The organism is Ruegeria profundi, assembly GCF_020171505.1.
GTDB lineage: Bacteria > Pseudomonadota > Alphaproteobacteria > Rhodobacterales > Rhodobacteraceae > Ruegeria > Ruegeria profundi.
The window spans coordinates 333,992-355,005 of the sequence record NZ_JAIUZS010000001.1 but is presented as its reverse complement, the minus strand read 5'-3'; the positions used below and the strand labels follow the sequence as shown (position 1 = coordinate 355,005).

Below are 21,014 nucleotides of genomic sequence, written 5' to 3'. Positions count from 1 at the left end.
TTCTTGAGGCGTTGCCGGATGCGGTGACGTTAAGCGAACCCCTCGAGTTGCGAGCATCATTCAATGTCTTAAACGTCGTCGAAGGCGATATCCTGCCGCCAAGCGGAATGTATGTTGTGCTCGAGGGCAATATCGCCCTTTTGCAAAGTGACGAGAAACTCGCGCGCGCCGAAACAGGAGATTATTTTTACGAGGCGCACCTTGCATATACGGAACTGCCGGTTGGCCTGACCGCCCAAGCAGAGCAAAACACAACTCTGGCTTACTTGTCGCGCAACAAATGGAGCGATCTGAAGAACGAGACACGCGAAGTATTTGTCTCAACGCTCTTTGGCGACCTGGTGAACGTCTACATGCAGGACTTCCAGCAATCCATCAATTGCTGCAGCGTCACCGCTGCGGCGTTGAGTATGACCGCACTTGGCTTCTCTTGCGAAGTCAATGACATCTTCCGGAAGGTCAACTTGCCGAGTTCCTATGTCGTCAACACGGGTATCGCGCTGGGTGAGCTTTTCGATATCGCTTGCAACTACATCCACACGGTTGGTCTTCGGGATCGGGTCAAAGTGACGCCTTTCTTCATGGACCCTGAAACAACCAGCGCAGAGACGTTGATGGAAGCCATTCTCGAATCCGAGCGTGTTGCGGGCAAAGACGATATCATTGTTGCCAATTTTCAGGTCGGCATTGCACACGGTCGTCCAATGCCCGGTGGGCATTTTGCCGTGATCGCCAAGTGCAACCCCAGCACCGGCTTGCTGCATATGATGGATGTTCACCCGGAGAAGTATGGCAAGCTGTGGGTGACAACGGTCGGCCGGCTTTACGAAGCGATGTCCGATCGCGACGGAAACTCGCACCGGGCACGGGGAATCTTGCGGTTCTCAGCCCGCGGTGCGGTCGCAACCGAACTCGAAGCGATCAAACGTGAGATCCGCTACGTGGACAGCACCATTCATCTCAACATCTCGAATGACAAACGACATGAGATGTTCAGACGCTCCACACCCAACTTGAACGGTTTGAGTGTTCTTGCGGAAAGCTTCGAGATTTTCGGAGATCACGGTGCCAGCGAAGACAAGCTGATGCGGGTGGCAGATCTTTCCTACACGGAGTCGCTCGGCAAGGTCCGATCGGCCGCAGAGCTCAGCAAAATTGCGCGGAAGTATCTTGCTAAAATGGAAGATCTGCACGTCAAAGCCGAGTTTCATTCGTTCAACACGAGAACAAAAGAAAGCCCGGACACGGCGGAGGCTTGGTTCGAGGCGCAGTTGCGGACCCTTAAATCTCCTGAGACGCATAAGCCGGACCAGAGTTTTGATTCTCCCGATAAAGACGAACCGCACCAGAAAAAGCGTCACTTGCAGATCAACATCGATCTGAACAAGGTACTCGGACACAATGCCGTGGCTCTGCCCAGCAGCGATTTCACAGAAACAGCGCTCTTGCAGGAGTTCTGGTGCCTTTGCATCGCGTACAATGAGGACACCGATTACGTCACCCTCGTGGATATGAGCCCTGCAACTTCGCAAGTCTGGCAGATACCCCGCACCACTCTCTTTCATGGGCTGCGCGACAACAATGATCCCGAGATGGTCGTACTTCAAGAAAAGGAAATGCCGCGTGACCCGGGCGATGTCCAGCAGCTCTTAAAAGACCATAAACTGATCCTCTTTTATGACGACGAAGATCCGTGGTCCTACATGCTGCATAGTGTCTTGAACAACATCGGCGCCGAGGATCTGGTCGAGGTTGATGTGTCCGGCGACAGTACGCTTGCAACACGCATGCGGCGGCAGCTTGAAAAAATAACAAGCAAACCGACGGTGCCGTATTTGTTCCTCGAAGGCGAGTACCTCGGCAAAAGAAAAGACATTATGGATGCCTATATCGCTGGGCGACTTCAGGAAGACATCAAGAAGGCCGGCTTGCGCGTGTTGTTGAAAACCGAGACACCAAGCCTGGAGCGCAATGACTACGGATATCCCAAGGGCGGTTTGACGGACCCGCGCGACGGGAAGCGCAATGTGTTGCTTTGTGCTTGCGGCTCCTCTGCGGCGGATAAAGTGCCGGAACTTGTGCAGAAGCTCACTGACCTTGGTCACAACGTGAAACTGATCCCTTCACCCCACGCAGAGCACTTTTTCAGAGATGTGAAAAAACGAGACGAAAAGGCATACGACATTTACGACCACATCACCCCCAAAGATGTATACCGCGACAGCGATGAATGGAACTTCCGGTATACGCAGTTCGATATGGCGGTGCGCGCCTCTCACCTCGCATTGTGCGATTGGGCGGATTGCGTGGTTGTGGCACCAATTACATGTAACACTATGGGGAAAATCGCGCATGGGATCGGAGATACGCTGCTGACGTCGGTTTTTGTCGCCTGGCAGTATCAGACCAAACCCGTCATATTTTGCCCTGCCTGCAATACGAATATGTGGAACAACATCACGACGCAGAACAATGTCGCTATCCTAAAACGTCTTGGAGGAACATTTGCGGGGCCACGCCGGTCCAAACTGTCGAATGGCACAATGGGTATCGGTGCCATGGCCACGCCTAGCGAAATCGTCACGGCTCTGAACATTGCCTTAGATGATCTGGACCATCAACCGGACCGCATTATCAAATGGGCGAAAGAAGCGTCCATGTCGCGCGATCACCTACTGTGGGATCGTATTTTCAGAATGATACGGGAAGATGTGGTCGGTGTGAATGTACTCGATCACGAAACAAAAGACACATTGCTGCATTTTGCTTGCGGTGGCCCCGGCGAGACACTGGGCACCGGAACCACCCACGGCATTGAACATGTCGCCGCTGTCGAAGAATTGTTGAAACTCGGTATCAACGTGAACAGCGTCAACATTGCTGGCTACTCTGCCATGCACGTTGCCATCAAGAACGGCGCAGAAGATATCATCAGGCTGATCCTCGACACTGGCGATTTCAAGGTTCTGAGTTGCATGCGGATGTTGTTGGACCCTGACGTCGAACTTTCAGACGAAACCCGGGAGTTACTCAACGAGTGGGCCGAGAACGTGCGTAGTGATGTGCCGCAGGAGGAGGATGTAGATGAAGACGACGCGCTGGACGACGACAATGACACAACATACCTCTACTTTACGTATGGATCGCTGAAGCGCGGTTTCCCGAATTATGAGAAAAACGCAAAGCTGCTGAGCGATTTTGTCGGGGTCGCAACAACTACGCAGACCATGCCGCTGATCGTGCAGAAAGAACCGGCCTGCGACAATCCTAATTGTGGTTTCTTGCATCGCATGGCGACGCTCGTCGACAAGAAAGGGTCGGGCAAACATGTCTCTGGCGAAGTCTATCGCGTGACTGCACAGGGACTGAAAGAGCTTGATAAGCTCGAGGGTTACGACGCCAACAACCGCGAAAACAACACCTATGTCCGCAAGACAATCGCAGTTGAGGTGCTGGGCAGGACGGAAAAGGCCTTTTGCTATTTCATTGTCAATCCGGAGAAGTACCAAGCAGCAGTTGCTGCAGGCACGTCTGAAATCGTTTCCGAGTACACGCAAGAGATGGCCATTGCGACACCGAAAACAGAGAGCGTTTAGGAGATGATACAGCCGTTGGATTATCACAGTGTCTTTTGCAGTCAACGTTCAGTGCCAGACCTGTAGAGCGAATGCGCCTGATCGGTTGCCCGTGTTTAGAGGCTTTAGACCACATCGTTATCGGATCCACTTAATGACCAGCGGCATTCGAAGATGATAACTTGGTTCGCTACTTGGCTGCACCGCATTTGCAAAATTGCCAATTTGGACCCCTATATATCCTCGGATGTGCCGACAATTTTATGTCGCCACCAGACGAGGTATGTAGGTAATTGATATTCAAAAAAGTTGGTTCAAATATGCTTGGTTCGAACCGCGTCATCTGCGCCGTAACATTCACCGTTCTAACATTCCTTTCTTCGATTGCTTTTGCGCAGTCTGTAGAACACCCCCTTCGGCCACCAAAGACGGGAAGCCCGCAGGCGACCTTACAAGCTTTTGTTGCCGCGATGAACGATGTCTACGAGATCGCTACGCAGCCTGATGCCAAAGGATCGGATACAATACTGCCTCTACGTCGAGCCGCCGCGACAATTGACATGTCGCTGTTTCCACCTGAAATCCGGCGAAGTCAGTCCATTGAAGTTGCTTTACTGTTGGATGAAATTTTTGATCGTATAGGGCTTCCGGACGTTGCTCAGGCGCCATCCGTTGACGATGAACCCCCAAACAAATGGCGCGTCCCCAATACTCCAATAACAATTTCTCTTGTCGAAAGCGGGCCGCGCACTGGTGAATACCTTTTCTCCGCCAGCACCGCTCAGAATATCAGGGAATATTATGATGCAATACGCGACCTGCCTTATATCGACACATCGTCGCCGGGCCTGTATACGGCTTACCTAACAACGCCCGGTCCAGGGATTGCGCTCAAGTGGAGCGAAAGCTTGCCGGACTGGAGCAAGCGGGTCGCTTTTGAGCAAACATATTGGCAATGGATTGCTCTGGCCGGCGTAGCGATACTGCTTACAGGTCAATTTATCCCCATTCTGCGTGCATCTCGTTCGGTGGGTTCCGCTGAAACGCAAGAGCAGGAGCGCGGGAAACGGCGCAACCACTTTATAACGCTAATTGTCGCGCTGGCACTCACAATGGTGGCAGCCTGGTTCGTAGATGAAATCGTCAATCTGACGGGCGACACCCAGATCACTGTTGCCTATATACTGGCCGTTCTGCGCTTTGTTCTGTTGGGCTGGATCATCATTGTTGCCGGAAATGTGTTTGTGGATCTCGTCAGTTGGGCACGTGGTCTGGAGCCAAACTCGGCAGGCGTACTCTTGCTGACCGTTGCGAGTTGGATCGTTGTAGGGCTCTTTCTTTTTGCCCTTATCGTGGCTGCGGCGCAAAGGTTTGGTTTCCCGGCCTACTCAGTTGTCACCGGTCTTGGCGTTGGCGGTATTGCCATTGGGCTTGGCGCACAGGCTTTGGTCCGGGACATCTTGTCTGGCGTGTTCTTTCTCATGGACGATGCCTTTCGCAAAGGCGAATACGTAAAGGTGGGCGAGGCAACGGGGAACGTTGAGAAAATCTCGATCCGGTCCATGCAACTGCGGCATCATCTTGGTGCCATTCACACGATCCCATACGGGCAGATTTCTCAGCTCACGAATTTCAGCCGTGACTGGGTCATTGTGAAACTCAGTTTCACGGTACCCTATGACACCGATCCAAAAGTCATAAAACGGAAATTCAGAGAGATCGGTGAAGACATGATGAACGATCCCGCCTACTCGGACAACTTCATCGAGCCTTTTAAGAGCCAGGGTGTATTTGATTTCGACGACGTGGGTATGGTTGTCAGAGGCAAGTTCATGACGAAACCGGGCGAGCAATTTACCATCCGTGCCGAGTTGCAGGCACGCGTGAAGGCGGCTTTCGATGACGCAGGTATCAATTTTGCACGCAAGGAAGTGCGCGTAGCAATACCAGAGGTCGAAGGGACTGGCGATCAGCCGAACACTGAAAAACTTGCGGCTATTGCGGCGGCAAGTGCCAGCGAAACTCCAAAAGTGTAACGACTGCTTTGGGCTCGGTGCGGACTTTCAGCGATTTCCGCGCTATGTCTGCCTCGCGGACGAAGCATGGGTAATCGGGCTGGCCAATTGGATAGGTCAGGTTCTCGATAGAGTGCAGTGATTATTGCAATCTGAGGAGAACAATATGGATTACTTTGTTGGTTTGGATGTATCGCTTCGGTCTGCCGCTGTTTGCGTGATTGATGGAGATGGCCGTACGGTTCTTGAGCGCACGGTCGCCTGTGAGATTGATGACATCAGTGAATGTCTGGCAGATCTACCTGCCTGTAATCTTCGGATCGGGTTCGAAGCCGGCGCGATGAGCCAGTATCTGTTCTTCGGGCTGCAGGCTGCTGGCTTTGACGTGGTTTGCATGGAGGCTCGGCAAGTGAATGCGGCGCTTTCGACCATGCGCAATAAGACCGATAAAACTGACGCGCGCGGGATCGCCAATGTGCTTCGGTCTGGCTGGTTCAATCCTGTTCATATGAAGAGCCGGGAAGCTCACGCCGTTCGGGTGCTGCTCAGCAGCCGCAAGGCAGTCCAGAGGAAGTGCATTGACTTGGCAAACGAGATACGTGGGCTGTTCCGGATCTTTGGTTTGCGCCTACCACCGCGTATTGAGCAGGCATCCTTTGACGAGAAGGTGCGTCCTCTCGTTGAAGCAAACGCAGACCTGTCACACGCGTTACTGCCGCTGCTGGATGCCCGTGCGGTTCTCTTCTCCACGTACCGGGAGTTGGATCGACGCGTGAAACAGCTCGCCAGCAATGATGACACCTGCCTGCGCTTTATGGCGATCCCAGGCGTGGGGCCGATCGCAGCGCTGACCTTCAAAGCGGCAGTGGATGACCCCAAACGCTTCACTAGTTCAAGAACCGTCGCTGCGCATTTCGGCCTGACACCGCGCCGCTACCAGTCCGGGGAGATGGACAACCCGGGCCGCATCTCGAAGGCTGGTGATGCCGATGTTCGCTCCGCTCTCTACGCCGCAGCCAACGCGATGATGACGCGATCTGTCGCCAGCTCTGAGATCAAGAGCTGGGGTCTTCGGTTAATGCGCCGAAAAGGCCGCCGCAGAGCGATTGTTGCTGTCGCCCGAAAGCTTGCCGTCGTCATGCACCGCATGTGGGCTGACAACACGGAGTTCCGTCAAAGACCTTTGGAGGGCACCGCATGAACTGAACCTTCAAAGATCAATGACGGGATCGTCCCTCACCGGACGAGGTCAGTGGATGACGCCGAAAACGGCTGCTGCGCCATTCAAAGCGCGAGACTAAGCTGGGCGCTCCACGACCAATCTGACACATTCATGCAGCGGTCCAACCGAACCGGACCAATAATGACTGCGAAGAGAAGCTTGACCCGGATGAGAGACCAGATCCCGAAAAACAGAAACGAAAGAATGAAATGAACTTGACCAAAACGCCCGATTAGAGAAGCGGCCTGTATGGTGACTGGCTGTGGCTGGACGAACGGATAGAAACCGTCTCCAAGGAGATCGAAGGCATCAGCCGCACGGACGCAAGCTGTGCCAATGCCATGACGATCCCGGGCATCGGCCCACTGATCTCGACCGCGATGGTTGCGGCCATCGGCCAGGGCGAGGCCTTTGACCGAGGACGCGACTTCGCCGCCTGGATCGGCCTTATTCCCCGGCAATACAGCACCGGCGGTCGAACGGTTCTGGGACGCATCTCAAAGCGGGGCAGCCGATATCTGCGCATGCTGTTTGTTCAGGCGGCAAATGTTGTCCTGATGCGGCCCCATCACTGGCCCGGCTTCAGCTTCGGCGACTGGCTGGCCCGCGCAGCGATACGCATGCATCGAAATAAGCTGGCCATTGCCTTGGCCAACAAGCTCGCCCGTATCGCTTGGAGCGTGCTGAGACATGGGGTGCCATTCGACGCCCAAAGAGACGAGATCATGGTCGGCGTCTGAGACCCAGCCCTGATCCCAAGGAGTTCGCGAAAGAGAGAAAGCATGGAACGGAAACCAAACGCTCCCAGAGTCTGAGAGCCCAGATGGCTACAACAGCCTGTCCGCTAATGAGACCACGGTGCCAGCGTAACCCCAATAAGGCCACGGCCCGCGTGCCGATCCAAAGGCCGGATACATATCAGCGACTTCCGAGCACGTGCAAAACCTTACTTGCGAACAGCAGCCGGTTCATACATCTGGGCTCAGTTCGGTCATTCGCAAAATTTTCCTGAGCGTCTGCTTCGCGGACTTTGCCGTCATTCGATCTGGAGCCTTCGCTGGAGCAGCATTTGCTCGCGGTAGCGGCATAAATATTGTTGCGGCGCGGCGAGTGTCACCAATCAGGTCATTCGCAGGCGTTGTGTTTGCGATAACGGAGACTGTACCTTCGCCGCAGCTCGGTCGGACAATCAGGACGCAGGATATGGCAGGCATTGAAACATTGGTTCTCGCTTCGTGTTTGAATTGATCAGGAACGAGGCACCAAAAGTGCTTCTATTTGCAATTTGGCTTTTTTTGACGAGCATAATCTTGTTTTTCCGATGCGGGACATAACGTTACTGCCGAACGCGATAGCCGGAAGCAATGATCTTGTTTATCAGAACAGCGGCGGCCTGGTGCATGTCCTTTCCATCGTTATTGCCGACCGCTGTTTCGTGAGCAGCAGCTGCGTCACGCAGAACGCCCACTATCTCATGTTCGGGCAGGAGCTCACGATCCTTAATTGCAAGCAAAAGCGCTTCACAGATTGAGAGTGCGGCCATTCCTGAGTGGTCTTGCCGGTCAGCCATGGTAGACGTCCTTTTCTTAACAGGCGTCCAAGCAGGGAAGCGCCACGATGAATTGCGCCATACTGGCATAGATTGCTGTATACTTAACTGATCGAAAGCAGTCTTGGCGACGGATAGTTTCGCGGGTTGCTCATCGATGAAGGAAGAACACTTGCACGCTATCAAAAACAGTCCACTCACCCGAAAGCTCTCAAACTTCGTCGCTCTGACTGAAGTTGAACTTGCGGTATTAGCACGCCTGCACAAGCGTCGCAGAACCTTTGAAGCCGGACGTGACCTTGTGCATCAAGGGCAATCAGAGCAGGCTGCCTACATTCTGGCCTCGGGCTGGGTTTGTTCTTACAAAACCCAGACTGACGGGTCGCGTCAGATCGTCGATTTCCAAATACCCGGTGACTTTCTGGGTTTGCGAAGCGTCCTGCTACACACCTCGGATCACAGCATAGAACCAATCATGGAAATCCAAGCTATCGAGGTAGTAGTGGATGATCTCCTGGAAGCATTTGCGCAAACGCCCCGGCTGGCGACAGCAATTCTTTGGGCGGTATCTCGAGATGAAGCGATGGTGGTTGAGCACCTGGTCAACATAGGACGGCGAGATGCGGGTGAGCGCATGGCGCATTTTCTTTTAGAACTTGGTGTGAGGCTGACTCAGGTCGGGATGGCAAACAAGACGGGATACACTTGCCCCCTGACACAATACCACCTTGCCGATGCGCTGGGACTGAGTGCCGTGCATGTTAATCGTGTCCTACGGCAACTGCGGGAGAAGGGGTTGGTTACTTTTCAATCCGGGCAAGTGGCATTTGATGATTATGACGGACTGGTGACGTTGGCCGGTTTTGACCCCACTTATCTGGATCAGGCCGGGCCACTGTTGAAGCAATAGGTTCACCCCTCGGGCGATGCCGGGGTTTTGATGATAGTTGCCTGGTTAGAGACGCCATTCGCTTCGGCAGATTTGGGATTTCACTGAAAAAGAAGCGCAAGATAAATACAGTCCGATTGCGGTACTGGATTTCCTGCGCTTCTCAATTACTCGTTAAGAACACGCTAGCAAATATCCCGCCAACACAAATCAGGTTGCCGAAAACCAAACATCGTTGCACTGACGCAGGTTAGTCAATTTTCTGGCAGTATTTTATCCTCGGATGCCAAATGCATTTGAGATTCCAATAGAATCTCAAGTCATTGGCCGCCGACTAACTTCGATCAGCGCGCGTCTGCCATTTGCACATTATTCTAATTTACAACGCCAGTACTTCCGCGGCGCTTACAAGCGTATTCCGCAGCAGACTGCGCGGGGGAGATCCAACAACTACATGGAGGACCAAGGTGACCACGAGATCGTCCAGTTCTTTGGTGACGTTTTCAAATCCGTTCTCTTTGTGCGGCTACCCGGATGAACTTCCTGCAGGCGAGTATGAAGTAATTGTTGAAGAAGAACTATTACAGGGCCTGAGTTTCGAAGCATATCGAAGAACCGGAACCTACCTGACGGTTCAGAGCAAAGGCAGCAAGCCAGGTCGCACAGAAATGCGCCCCATCGACCCAAAAGATCTCGAACTGGCATTTAAGCACGACCAGACGTTGGCCACATCTAACAATGACAGCGATGCGGCGCTTTCCCCGCAGGAGGAATAGATTATGAACACGCCCGAATGGCTTAAACCCGGAATCCACGGTGCCCTGATCGGAGGGATATTCGTCGGCGTCGTTGGATTTTCTTGGGGTGGATGGATGACCGGCAGTAACGCGGACAAGATGGCCAATGCTATTTCCCGCGACAATGTAATCGCTGCGTTGGTTCCTATCTGCGTCGACATGGCTAGAACTGACGCCCAACGCGCCGAAAAAATAACGACGATCAAAGAGGCTTCTACTTTCAAGCGGAAGGATGCCGTTATGGCGGCTGGCTGGGCAACGGTACCGGGATCCCAAACCCCTAACAAAGACCTGGCGCAGGCCTGTATCGAGGGGCTGAACCTGGATGGATCGTAATTCAACAACTCAAATCTCGGACGACGCCGTTTGCACCAGGATAATTCGAAAAAAACAGCACTGGTTTTGCTCTCACTTCATGACTGCGTTGTTTGTTGGCGTTTTCAGCTGCTTGACGGGCTCTTTTATCTCATCAAGTCCCGCATCTGCCGAAACAAACTCTATCCCGGACAACGCGCATCCCAAAAAGTATGGCGACGGTTGGGAATGCGATTTGTCCTATCGGTTGGAAGGCGAAGAATGCGTGGCCATTGCCGTCCCAGAAAATGCCTACCCGACAAACAGAACCTATGGTTTGGGCTGGGCATGTACACATGGCTTTGTTGAAGTTGGAGGCACCTCATGCGTTGAAGTAATTGTGCCTGAGGGCGGATATCTCGATCCATCAGGTGAGAGGTGGCGGTGCCTGCGCGGGTACACAAGGGTAGACGATAGCTGCCAAAAAATCGTGGTGCCGGACAACGCCTACCTTACGAACAGTACCTACGGATCTGTATGGCTTTGCAATCGTGGCTACGAGGCAGATGGTGAAGCGTGCGTTGCAATAGCAGTGCCGGATAATGCCTTCCTGAACGCATCAACCCGCGGGCGTCCCTGGACATGCGAGCGCGGATATTTTGAGCGAGACGGAAGGTGCGATGCAGTCATCGTGCCTGAAAACGCTTTCTACGATGACGCGATCCACGGAGTTGGATGGAAATGCGAACGTGGCTACGAGGCGTCCGGTGATCGCTGCGATGCAATCGATCTACCGGCAAATGCCCATATCGACCGATCCGGCAATGGGTGGCAATGCCACAAAAACTATCATCAGTCAGAAGGGCTGTGTGTCCTGAATAAGTGAGGTTTCAGTCAGGGAGCCCACTTTTCCAAACTTCAAAATATGTGCCCGTTCTTACCAAGGACGGCGCGTTCCACGCTCCAAAAAGGAACAGATATGAAACCCGTACCCATTGCGTCGGATGCCAAGCAGTTCGTTACCAGCAATGCGCAAATGCTGCCGTCGGAACGAGCAGTTTTTCCAGAGCTTCACCGTAAGACACTTGTGACTGTCAACGGCGGTGTGAAAGTCGGCCATGGGCGCTTGGTAAGGGGGCGCCCGGAATGATCAACAACCTGCGTCTGGGTGAGTCCATCCTGCTAGGTACCGATCCCGTTTCGGGGTACGCGATCGGTGAGCTTTATACAGATGCTTTCACTCTTTGGGCGGAAGTGATCGAAACGAAAGCCAAATCAAACCCAAATCCAGTGCGAATGAATTACCCTATACCTTCAATGCAGTATGTGACTTTAGACGGTCCTTCGGAAACGCGGTCGATCCTTGCGATTGAACTCCAGGACACCGATGTGGTGCGTCTTGTATTTCCTGCTGGCGTCACGTTCGTCGTAGCCACCAGCGATCATATCTTTGTTGAAACCACTGATTGTCCGGCTCGCGCTGGTGGCGAGATGAATCTGAGAATGAAGTATAGCGCGCTTTCGCGTAGCATGGCAGCACCTGATGTAGCAAAGGTCTTCCGTGGTGCTAGCGCATTGGCAGAAATCATCGCTGCAAACAATGATCGCCCATATTCGAAGTGAAGGTTGCGCACAAAGATCGCCGCCGATCAATCTCAGACCTCAGTCTACCGTCTTTTTCTACAACTTTTCGTAGTAAAGTGGGCCACCAATACCTATATTGGTGGTATCCGCATTCACTTTTCACTCCCCATCTGGGTTCGTGAATGTTGCGGACAATCAAAGGATCAAAATGATGTCTTTCAAGGACCTGACGACCAGAGCGGCCGCCGCGTTGAAAAAAAACGATGCGGACGCGCCAAAAAAAGAAGCGACGTCTAAAAGACCTGACGTCGTCCCCGAAAAACCAAAGGCCAAGCCTCAAGATTAAGAATACCCTGCCGGGATCGGGTGGCTAGTTCTTGGTTACAGCGCCGAACGGGCGGTATCTGCAAAGGAGAACTACCCAAATGGACCAGATAGTCAGCAAGTCAATCGCAGTCTTTTCCAAGCCGTTTGCTTTCCCTGGGTTTGACGAATTACTCCCGGCGGGCGAATACGAAATAGAAACAGAGCTTTCCGCGCCGCCGGACTATTTGAACCCGGAAGCCTGGAAAGCATCCGTGCTAATCTGCCTGCATCCAAGGAAATCTCACCCCGGTCTGACGCGAACGCTGACCGTTTCTCTTGCTGATTTGGACAGAGCACGCGCAAAGGACAAGTTGTCTTCAAAGGAGTTGTCGCAGTTCCTGCTCGACCAACTATTGGCCGATCCCATGGTGCAATTGATTATGAGGGCAGATGGCGTTTCAGAGGCACAACTTCGACACCTCTACTCGGACTCGCTCATTTCTGAAGCAGACGACAGATCATCAGATCAACGTGCCCTCTGGCGAGGATGCGGAAGCGGCGCTCAGTATGCCTTCGCGGTCCAAGCTGCCGAGAATGAAGGAATGCCGGTTCGTCCTAGTAAAACCCTCGGATTGCCGGCCGCCCGATAGGACAGACTGAAATGGGCAGCTCTTTCAAACTCAAGGCTTAGGACTCGGTACTTTCATTTCCAGCCGCAGAGTAAACCAAAACAGAAATCGAGGCCAAGAACCGATGGAAGACCCCGACAACGATATAGATGCGATTACGGTTCGCGCTCACAATGACGTGCCGCAAGAACGCCCGTGCCTACGTTGCAGAACTTCATTCTGGAGTGAAGGGTTCGGAGAGCGGATTTGTCGACGCTGCAAGGGGTTGAACGCGTGGCGAAATGGCGTATCAGTAAGCCCCGGGCTAGCTCGGCGTCGCTGATAAACCGACGACAGTGTAACCAGCTTCTCTGATCATATTTCATTTTACCTTGTTGGTGCTGACCCAGCCCGCTGATCCGGGCCTTTTAACGTGGAACCCGATCGGTAATCGGTGCTGAAGACGAAGCGTACGCGCGGTTTGGACTCGAACCGTTCTTCTGCGTAGCGATATGGGCGCAAGCCGCCAAATGCACGCGCTGAGACCATGCCAGTATTCATAATAGGACAGCAGGCATTCACGCCGCTTGTACTATTTGATTGTCAGCGCGGTGCTGTCGCTTGGGTGCGGGGGGGGGTGGAACGGAGTGCATGATATGCCAAGAGTCCAACTACCCGCAGTCACCCCAAAACCCAGAGCTTGGAACAAGGGGCGGATCATAGGTCAGAAACGACCGCTACTCCCAAAACAGGTCTGGGCGATCCGTGCACGGCTCGAACTTGCTGGAAATCTTCGTGATCTCACAATTTTCAACGTCGCGATTGATAGCAAGCTACGCGGCTGCGATCTGGTCAAACTCGCTGTGACCGATCTTGTCAAAGACGATCGCGTCCGTGAACGTGTTTCGGTGATCCAGAGCAAAACCAAGCGACCTGTTCAATTCGAACTGACGGAAAACACGCGAGAAACTGTGTTGGTATGGGTGAAATCGCCGGAAATGTTTGCTAGCCAGTTCATGTTTCCAAGCCGGTTCCATGATCAACCGCACATCTCGACGCGCCAGTATGGCCGACTGGTTCGAGACTGGGTGACCGCAATCGGATTGGAACCGAGCGGATATGGCACGCATTCGCTTCGCCGAACCAAAGCAGCTGAGATCTACCGCAAGACAGGAAATCTCCGCGCGGTCCAACTTCTGCTTGGGCACACAAAAGTCGACAGCACCGTGCGATACCTAGGCGTTGAACTGGAAGACGCGCTAAGCATTGCAGAGCGTATAGACATCTGAGGCAGTTTGGCGAACGGCGCTGTCGTTCGCCAATCCATAGCAGTTCTACGTCTTTTGCGCAGGGGTGGGCAGTAGCGAGCCCTGAGCGGAAGTGTCTAAATCTTGCTGCGTGCGCTCGCAGCACAGATTTCTCGGCACACGCGCAATTTTTTGGTGTCGCATCGCGGCGGGCAAAACAGCCGTTCGTGCGTGTTGCCGAGAGATTGATGAAGGAAATATAGTGGGTGCGGGACCGAGCCGCCATTCGATCGCGCCGCGAGTGCTTGTGCAGAAGCGGCGCGAAAATCGCTTCGTTGCAGCCGATGTCGTCAGACTGGTTATTTCAAAGCCATGAGGAAGCCTTGATCTTAAACCACATTTCGTCGCACTCAGGCCCCCGACAAAAGAGACGCGGACTTAAGCTGCCGTTCGCCGCTGGTTCGGCCCAAATTTCTTCAATGGCTGTTTAACTGCTGGACAACTCCTTAAGGTACTTCAATCGGCCACCTGGTCACCTGCTTGTTACAAAGCTACTTGTCCTAGCGGTGCTACCATAGCGACGAGGGAAACTTCCTTGACTCTGTTCTGCTTAAGGACCACAAACGTGCATTGGTGAAAATTACTCGTCGCCGCGATGCTGCCGGCTTCGATGACCCAATGGCCTTCAGACTATCTGTAGCATGTGCCCCAGCATAGGAACGGGTTTCGCTGGGGTCTTCGCTATGAGCTCGTTCCTCGCAAGCATTCGCAACTGTCACCTGACAAGCCCCAGTCATCGTGTGACCCATGAAAGAAGGCGCCGTATGAACAGCACATGGCTCATAAATTGCGTGCTTGATGCCCGATAGATCAGGTCTCAGGCTTCGTTTTATCCAATCATTCATCGTGTCTGCGCGCTGCATTCTTTGTTTGATCCCGACACTCTTGGTGTTGCTCTCCGGAACGCAGCTTCCTGCTCAGGTCGCAGACAATGCCGACGGATCGGTTTGTGATGAAGGATTCGAAAACAAGAATGGATCCTGCCAAAGAACAGACTTACCAGAAAACGCATATTTGACGGGTAGCTCTTACGGCAGCGGCTGGGAATGCAATCACGGGTATCAGAATGTCGGAGAACTTTGTGAGGAAGTAAGAGTTCCTGAAAATGCCTATCTTGCATCAACCGGAGATCGATGGGAGTGCAACCGGCTGTTCCAGCGCGTCGGGGATGAGTGTGAAGAGGTGATTTCACCTCAAAATGGTTTCGTCGAAACCCGGTTTGGCGCACAGGAAACGCACTGTAACTGGGGTTTTCACAAGGAGGGTCAGGAGTGTGTTGCGATTAGTGTCCCGAGCAACGGTCGCCTGACTGACAAAAACAGCGCGGATGGTTGGGTGTGCCTCAGAGGTTACAGAGCAACGCAGAGCGGCTGTGTGCCTGTGGCAATTCCACAGCATGCATATCTTGCACCTGAGACTTACTCCGGATGGAAATGCGATCGTGGGTTTCGCGCAAATCGCGACAGGTGCGTTGCGATCCTTGTGCCTTCAAATGCTCATTTGAATCGAAGAGGTGATGGTTGGGAGTGTAATCGACCGTTCACAAGGCAGAACGATAAGTGCACCGAAAACGTGCCGCGACAATAGGTTGGTGGGAATCAATACCGCCTGACAAATCCGGAAGGACGAAGCCGTGAACCATAACTCGATTGACGAAAACCTGAGCAAAAGGCTCAAAGCCGAACGGGCGCATCGCTGGTCCTACAGAGTTAAGATGTTTATCGCGTCAGCGGTGTTTGTTGCGGCGATTATTGTTGTGGTGATTCTCTGATGCGCAAAAATGCCCCTCAAGTGACCCTTCAGGACTCAATGATGTCAGCTTGTAGTCTGGAACAAAAATCATTTCAGGACCGTAGTGTTCGAAAGTCCCGGAACGCTGACGTATCAGGAGTGATTGAAGTAGAATTTGGAAAGTACTTGATTAAGGCTGGCATTCTGAGCGGCAACTGCGTTGCGCGGGCATTCCCAAAACCACCGGCCAAAACGCAGGCAATGATTGCCGATGCAGTAGGTGAAACACCAGCATTGGCCATTGAAGCCTTAAAAGAAATTCTCGAAAAACGAGACAGGAAGCGTAGCGGTCAACGCCGTTTGGAGGGAAACTCCGGCACCCTCGTTCCCAGTGAAAGAGAATATGCCGAGGCATTGCGCCAGATCAGGCTCACCCCTGCGCAGGTCACAATGCTCAAAGCACTTACAATCGCAGGCAAGGACGGTCTGACCATTGGTCACTTGTCTCAGGCGGCCGGTTACAAATCGCGCGAAGCCTCCATCAAGGTCTTCAAGAAAGTCGGGTTATTGATTGCTGAATATCTGGAGTTGGACCTACCCGAAGCCGGATCGGCGCAGAATGATGGCGCCGCTCAGGTCCTGGCATTTTCTCATATCGAAAGTGACGATGAGCCAGCAACCTGGATTATGCATCAGGAACTGCGCGACGCTGTTCGTTCGGTTCTATGAGGTACTTTCCAGCCCCCGCTTTTGATGCGAACTCTGAACCGGAACAAATGCACGAAAGGTTGCACACGTAGTTTATGTTGGAGAAAAGACCATACCCGCTCGACCTGATCTATGTTCCTGCAAAACGGGCGAAAACGCTTGATCAGCAAAAAGTTCTTACGCTGGCCGACGACATCATGAAGAACGGCCAGAAGACCCCGATTCAGATACGCGCCGACAACAAAAGGTTCGTGCTGATTGAAGGCCTTCACCGACTAGAGGCCATCCGCGCCCTCGGCGGTGATACGGTCGAAGCCTATTTGGTCCGCGCCAGACTACACTAAATGCCTATTGGGATTGGTGTTAGACAAAGCCTCGGAAAATGTCAGCAGGCGCTGACTTTTTTCATCCCAAAGATGCAATCGCGCGCAATGAAGGCTTTCACGTAGGGTAATACGCTGGCAGTTTTCCAACTCAGAATGGTCACGCAAAACCTCGTTTAGCCGATAAAACGGTATGCGGCTGGCAAGGTGGTGAACATGGTGCACACCGATGTTGCCAGAGAACCAACGCAGGATGCCTGGCAGGGCATAGTGAGAACTGCCATAGAACGCGGCGTTCTGAAGATTCCATCCCTCTTCCCGATCCCAGGTCGTGTGTTCAAACTGGTGTTGAATGTAGAAGAGCCAAATACCAATTGACGATGCGACAATCACGGTTGGCAAAAAAACACTCGCCAACACCTCTAAGCCTCCGGTCCATAAAATCAGAACCAATACCCCTACAATTGCGGCGTTTGTTCCCATCGCACTTGCCCAGTACAGCCAGCCCGACCGCATGAAACCAACAGGTAAGCGGTATTGAATAAAGAACGTATAGATCGGCACAACACCGAACAGGAAGACGGGGTTCCGGGTCAGACGATATGCGGCACGCCCGAACCAATTGCGTTTCAGGTATTCCTCAACGGTCAATGTAGGGATATCACCCATACCACGCCGATCAAGGTTACCGGTTGAGGCATGGTGAATCGCATGGCTTTGCCGCCAAACGTCATAGGGTGTCACGGTAAGAACACCTAGAACCCGGCCGGTCCAATTGCATGCGTCGCGGTTTCTAAAGAAAGATCCATGACCACAATCATGCATAATGATGAAGATACGGACCAGAAATGCGGCATTCAGGACGGCCAGCAATATTGCGATCCAGACACTGAATGATAACGCAAACCACGCTAGGGCCCATAGCGCGAACAAGGGGACAACAGTGATCGCAAGTTCAAAAACACTGCGCTTCGCATCGGGCACACGGTATTGCGCGAGCACCCGCGTCCAGTCTTTTGGTTGCAAGTTACTTGTTCTCCAACGGCTTATAGTAGCCCATTGTGCAAACGGGCACCCAGAAAGGGTACCCGTACTAGGTCAGGCCAGTGCCAGATTGGCGGCGCTTTCGCGTCCGTCACGGCCAGCCTCGACGTCAAAAGTAACCTTTTGGCCGTCCTTCAATTCGCTGATGCCGGAACGTTCAAGTGCTGAGATATGCACGAACACATCGCGCTTGCCATCTTCAGGCTCGATAAAGCCAAAACCTTTGGTCGAGTTGAACCATTTTACTGTGCCATTTGCCATGGTGGAGGTCTCCTAATACTTGCCGCCCGCATCATTGCGGCGACTCGGCGTGGTCGGTCTGAATCGAGAGACTGAACGCCGAATTGAGGAGACAGCAGGTCGAAAAAGAAAAACGTAAGCCACGTATATATGGACTTTGGGTATGCACGATACAAGCCCTGATGCTTTGGCTAACAACAGAGGCTTTGAGACTGCCGGGCTCAGAACTAGGCAATTAGAGGTGAAACCGTTGCTCTTCGATCCAAACTTTAAGGTGGCTTGGGTTAGAGGCACAGAAGAATAACGATCATTTTTGGGAAATTATCCTGCTGCATACGAGACAGCGATAAGCGTGCGTTTTGGTGCCTTGGCGAGACTTTGCAAAGTCCGCTTTCTGCGCATAACTGACCTTCGTGCCCTAAGCACCACTGGTAACTTTGGGCTCGAAGCCGTCGTTCGCCGCTATCGGCCCTAAGACTGCTCTGCGGACAAACCGGCCGAATGTTGCACTATGACAAATCCACTTAGCGCGCCATTCAATGGATATGCCAGTCTCGTTCAGACTGAGACGGGGCGGTGCCAGGAAGAGCACCGCCCCGGGACCACCGGGCGTATCAGGGGGAGGGGCAGTACCCGGGGGTGATCTGTCAGACTTGCAGTGCGTGTTCGCTATTGAACCGGAACGACCTTAACCTCTGAGGTAATTCGGGCCACGTAATCCGTGATCGCTTCGGCACTTTCCGGTTGATAGAGGCGGATGACCTGCGTCCAGCCGGGCTGCACGTCGATGTTGTTTGGCTGCCCCGGACAATTGAAACGGAAGGTGACTGAGCCGTCCGCGTTTTCCTCCGCCGCCCGATTGTTCAGAGCGAAGTTCTCTTCGACGATCCAGCTTTCTGCACTGTAGGTAGTCACCGAGAAAAACGCACCGTCGTCAAATTTCAGGGGCGGGCGTGGCAGCGTCATCTCGGAACACGAGCCTTCCGCTGATGTGTCCTCGGGAACGATGGTCGAGATATAGACCGCATCCTTGTATGGAAGCCCGCCCCAGCCTTTGGCGGTCGCGACCAGAAACATCTTGGGGTCTACATCCTCCGGGCGGCCAAAGAACAACTCCGGCTTGTCGGCTTCTCCTGCCCGAGCAACCAGCGAGGCCCTGACAGCATCGAGGCTTTCAGTATCGAACCCTTTGGGGGCATAGGGCTCTTCCGAAGCGGCCTCGATCATAAAGCCATCCTGATGCGCGTGCGCCTCTGCCAGTCCGGCCTCATCAGTGGATTTCAGACCGGTTCGCATATTGAGAAACACGTAGCGGCCTGTGGTCAGGTCTTCTGGTGTCAGGGTGACGCTCTCTCCAGCGTAAAGTACGTGGAGGGTGTAGTGTGCCTCGTCGATGATCTGGATCATCGACAGGTAATCCCAATCAGGATTGGTGATCGTCGCGCCGCCCATCGTATCGACGACAGCATGGCTGTAGAGCACATCCTTGTTCTCGGTGATTACGAACTGGTTGTCCGGGCTGGACGGTTCGCGCGAATGCCGGATGGTGTTCACGTCATGCTCAGCAGAGTGCTCCGACATGTATTTGTCAGTTTCGGCAATCGTAAAATTGTCGAGGGTAACTTCAGTGCCTTCGGCCATAGCCGTACCGGCGAAAATCATGCCGGCGAAAAGTGCAGGTGCAAATTTGCGGGTCATCAGCTTGCCTCCTTGACGTCTGGCGGGGTGTAAGTCCGGTCGAGCACGGGCTGACCGGGGCGATAGATGCGCATGAGGAAATTCCAGCCATCGCTGATGTCCACGCGGTTGGGCTGGTCGCCGCAGAGCGCCGCAGTCCCGTAGTGCACGGTGAAGGTGCCGTCGTCGTTCAGGCTTACGTTGCGGTCGTTGACGATGTTGTTGTCGCTCTCCATGAAGCCGTCGGCGCCATAGACCGTGATGGACCAAAACGCGTCATTTGGCGGAACCTCGTAGGTCGCGCTGTAGCATGCCTCTGCCGAGGCCGGGCCAGTGTAGTTGATGTAGACGGCATCCTTTTCCGGAAAGAGACCCCATGCGCCCGCAACGGCGAGGTGGCGTGTGTCTTCGTTCACCTCGCCGCGCGGGCCCATCCAGTCGGGCTCATACTGCGCAAACTGCTGAAACTCTTTCTCGTATTCGCTGCGCAACGCCAACATGCTATCGACGTCCCATTGGGGTTCGGGGAAGAGATCGTGGCTTGAGGCTTCAATCCTGAACTTGTTCTGCATCTCGTTGACAAGCGCGACATCCGCCGGATCGCTTGGATCCATGATTTGAATACGCATTATCAGTGAAACATACTTTGTATCACTGGGAATGTCGTAGGTTCCGGGTTCATAAAAAACCACCGGCGCATAGTGGTCGTTGTCGATAACGAGGATGGAGAAGTACCGGTCATCGGGAAACTCAGGAATTGTGACTGTCGCGCCGCCTTCCGTATCGACGACCGCCCCGGCATAGAGCGTGTCCCGGTTCATGCGCACAACCGCCTGCGCATTCAAAGGCGTGGGTTTGCGAATGTAGTAGAAGCGGTTGACGTCACTGCCCGCGTTCAACTGAAATTGAGCAAAGGACATATCCACTTCTGCGCGGACATAGGTCTCCGGTGTGACGGTCTCTTGCGCCAGAACACTGGATGCTACGACCCCGGCCGTCAGCGCGGGTACAAAGATTTTTTTCATCTATAACTCCCTGAAAGAGCGGTTTTAAACTGGCAGAATGGTGAAACTGCGATGGATGTGAATAACAGCCTCATGAGCAGTTTACTGCACGCCTCAGGTAGCGATTGACCACCAGTGGTC

The 21,014-nt window shown here is 53.4% G+C and carries 18 protein-coding genes and 1 pseudogene; 14 read left to right on the top strand and 5 right to left on the bottom strand.

Features of this window, described 5'->3' with window-relative positions; genetic code table 11:
* Positions 1-11 precede the first annotated feature (11 nt).
* From LCM21_RS01630 to LCM21_RS01615, 4 genes and pseudogenes are all read left to right on the top strand, one after another.
* Positions 12-3,596 (top strand): flavoprotein, encoded by a 3,585-nt coding sequence (locus LCM21_RS01630; protein ID WP_224889031.1) that lies wholly within the window; start codon positions 12-14, stop codon positions 3,594-3,596.
* A 449-nt stretch (positions 3,597-4,045) separates the two neighbouring features.
* Entirely contained in the window at positions 4,046-5,611 is a 1,566-nt protein-coding gene (locus LCM21_RS01625; protein WP_224889030.1) for a mechanosensitive ion channel family protein, read from the top strand.
* Between the two features lie 145 nt (positions 5,612-5,756).
* Positions 5,757-6,791: an IS110 family RNA-guided transposase gene (locus LCM21_RS01620; RefSeq protein ID WP_224889029.1), complete on the top strand. Its 1,035-nt coding sequence runs from the start codon at positions 5,757-5,759 to the stop codon at positions 6,789-6,791.
* Between the two features lie 263 nt (positions 6,792-7,054).
* Positions 7,055-7,552 (top strand): annotated as a pseudogene (locus tag LCM21_RS01615) (IS110 family RNA-guided transposase); the annotation flags it as partial.
* Between the two features lie 596 nt (positions 7,553-8,148).
* On the opposite strand, the gene LCM21_RS01610 reads toward LCM21_RS01615, so the two are convergent.
* On the bottom strand, positions 8,149-8,382 hold the full coding sequence (locus LCM21_RS01610; RefSeq protein WP_224889028.1) for a hypothetical protein: 234 nt from the start codon (positions 8,380-8,382) through the stop codon (positions 8,149-8,151).
* A 136-nt stretch (positions 8,383-8,518) separates the two neighbouring features.
* Here LCM21_RS01610 and LCM21_RS01605 point away from each other — a divergent pair, with 136 nt between their 5' ends.
* From LCM21_RS01605 to LCM21_RS01560, 10 genes are all read left to right on the top strand, one after another.
* Positions 8,519-9,271, top strand: coding sequence for a Crp/Fnr family transcriptional regulator (locus LCM21_RS01605; RefSeq protein WP_224889027.1), 753 nt, complete (start codon positions 8,519-8,521; stop codon positions 9,269-9,271).
* A 446-nt stretch (positions 9,272-9,717) separates the two neighbouring features.
* A complete protein-coding gene (locus LCM21_RS01600; protein WP_224889026.1) occupies positions 9,718-10,026 on the top strand; it encodes a hypothetical protein in 309 nt (102 codons plus the stop codon).
* A 3-nt stretch (positions 10,027-10,029) separates the two neighbouring features.
* Entirely contained in the window at positions 10,030-10,383 is a 354-nt protein-coding gene (locus LCM21_RS01595) for a hypothetical protein (RefSeq protein WP_224889025.1), read from the top strand.
* A 214-nt stretch (positions 10,384-10,597) separates the two neighbouring features.
* Positions 10,598-11,227: a hypothetical protein gene (locus LCM21_RS01590; RefSeq protein WP_224889024.1), complete on the top strand. Its 630-nt coding sequence runs from the start codon at positions 10,598-10,600 to the stop codon at positions 11,225-11,227.
* 260 nt (positions 11,228-11,487) lie between these two features.
* Positions 11,488-11,964, top strand: coding sequence for a type III PLP-dependent enzyme domain-containing protein (locus LCM21_RS01585; RefSeq protein WP_224889023.1), 477 nt, complete (start codon positions 11,488-11,490; stop codon positions 11,962-11,964).
* A gap of 386 nt (positions 11,965-12,350) precedes the next feature.
* A complete protein-coding gene (locus tag LCM21_RS01580) occupies positions 12,351-12,881 on the top strand; it encodes a hypothetical protein (RefSeq protein WP_224889022.1) in 531 nt (176 codons plus the stop codon).
* A gap of 614 nt (positions 12,882-13,495) precedes the next feature.
* Complete coding sequence (locus LCM21_RS01575; protein WP_224889021.1) at positions 13,496-14,128, top strand: tyrosine-type recombinase/integrase; 633 nt, start codon at positions 13,496-13,498, stop codon at positions 14,126-14,128.
* Between the two features lie 1,651 nt (positions 14,129-15,779).
* A complete protein-coding gene (locus LCM21_RS01570) occupies positions 15,780-15,917 on the top strand; it encodes a hypothetical protein (RefSeq protein ID WP_224889020.1) in 138 nt (45 codons plus the stop codon).
* Positions 15,917-16,606, top strand: coding sequence for a hypothetical protein (locus tag LCM21_RS01565; protein WP_224889019.1), 690 nt, complete (start codon positions 15,917-15,919; stop codon positions 16,604-16,606). The genes LCM21_RS01570 and LCM21_RS01565 overlap by 1 nt, the downstream gene beginning before the upstream one ends.
* A gap of 74 nt (positions 16,607-16,680) precedes the next feature.
* Complete coding sequence (locus LCM21_RS01560; RefSeq protein ID WP_224889018.1) at positions 16,681-16,929, top strand: ParB N-terminal domain-containing protein; 249 nt, start codon at positions 16,681-16,683, stop codon at positions 16,927-16,929.
* On the opposite strand, the gene LCM21_RS01555 is transcribed toward LCM21_RS01560, so the two are convergent.
* From LCM21_RS01555 to LCM21_RS01540, 4 genes are all read right to left on the bottom strand, one after another.
* The gene (locus LCM21_RS01555) at positions 16,921-17,736 is read right to left on the bottom strand and encodes a fatty acid desaturase (protein WP_319003900.1); all 816 of its coding nucleotides are present in this window, start codon (positions 17,734-17,736) and stop codon (positions 16,921-16,923) included. The genes LCM21_RS01560 and LCM21_RS01555 overlap by 9 nt on opposite strands.
* Before the next feature lie 270 nt (positions 17,737-18,006).
* Positions 18,007-18,213, bottom strand: coding sequence for a cold-shock protein (locus LCM21_RS01550; RefSeq protein ID WP_170766031.1), 207 nt, complete (start codon positions 18,211-18,213; stop codon positions 18,007-18,009).
* A 648-nt stretch (positions 18,214-18,861) separates the two neighbouring features.
* The gene (locus LCM21_RS01545) at positions 18,862-19,890 is read right to left on the bottom strand and encodes a DUF1254 domain-containing protein (protein ID WP_224889016.1); all 1,029 of its coding nucleotides are present in this window, start codon (positions 19,888-19,890) and stop codon (positions 18,862-18,864) included.
* The gene (locus tag LCM21_RS01540; RefSeq protein ID WP_224889015.1) at positions 19,890-20,894 is read right to left on the bottom strand and encodes a DUF1254 domain-containing protein; all 1,005 of its coding nucleotides are present in this window, start codon (positions 20,892-20,894) and stop codon (positions 19,890-19,892) included. Before LCM21_RS01540 ends, LCM21_RS01545 begins: the two co-directional genes overlap by 1 nt.
* Between the last annotated feature and the right edge of the window lie 120 nt (positions 20,895-21,014).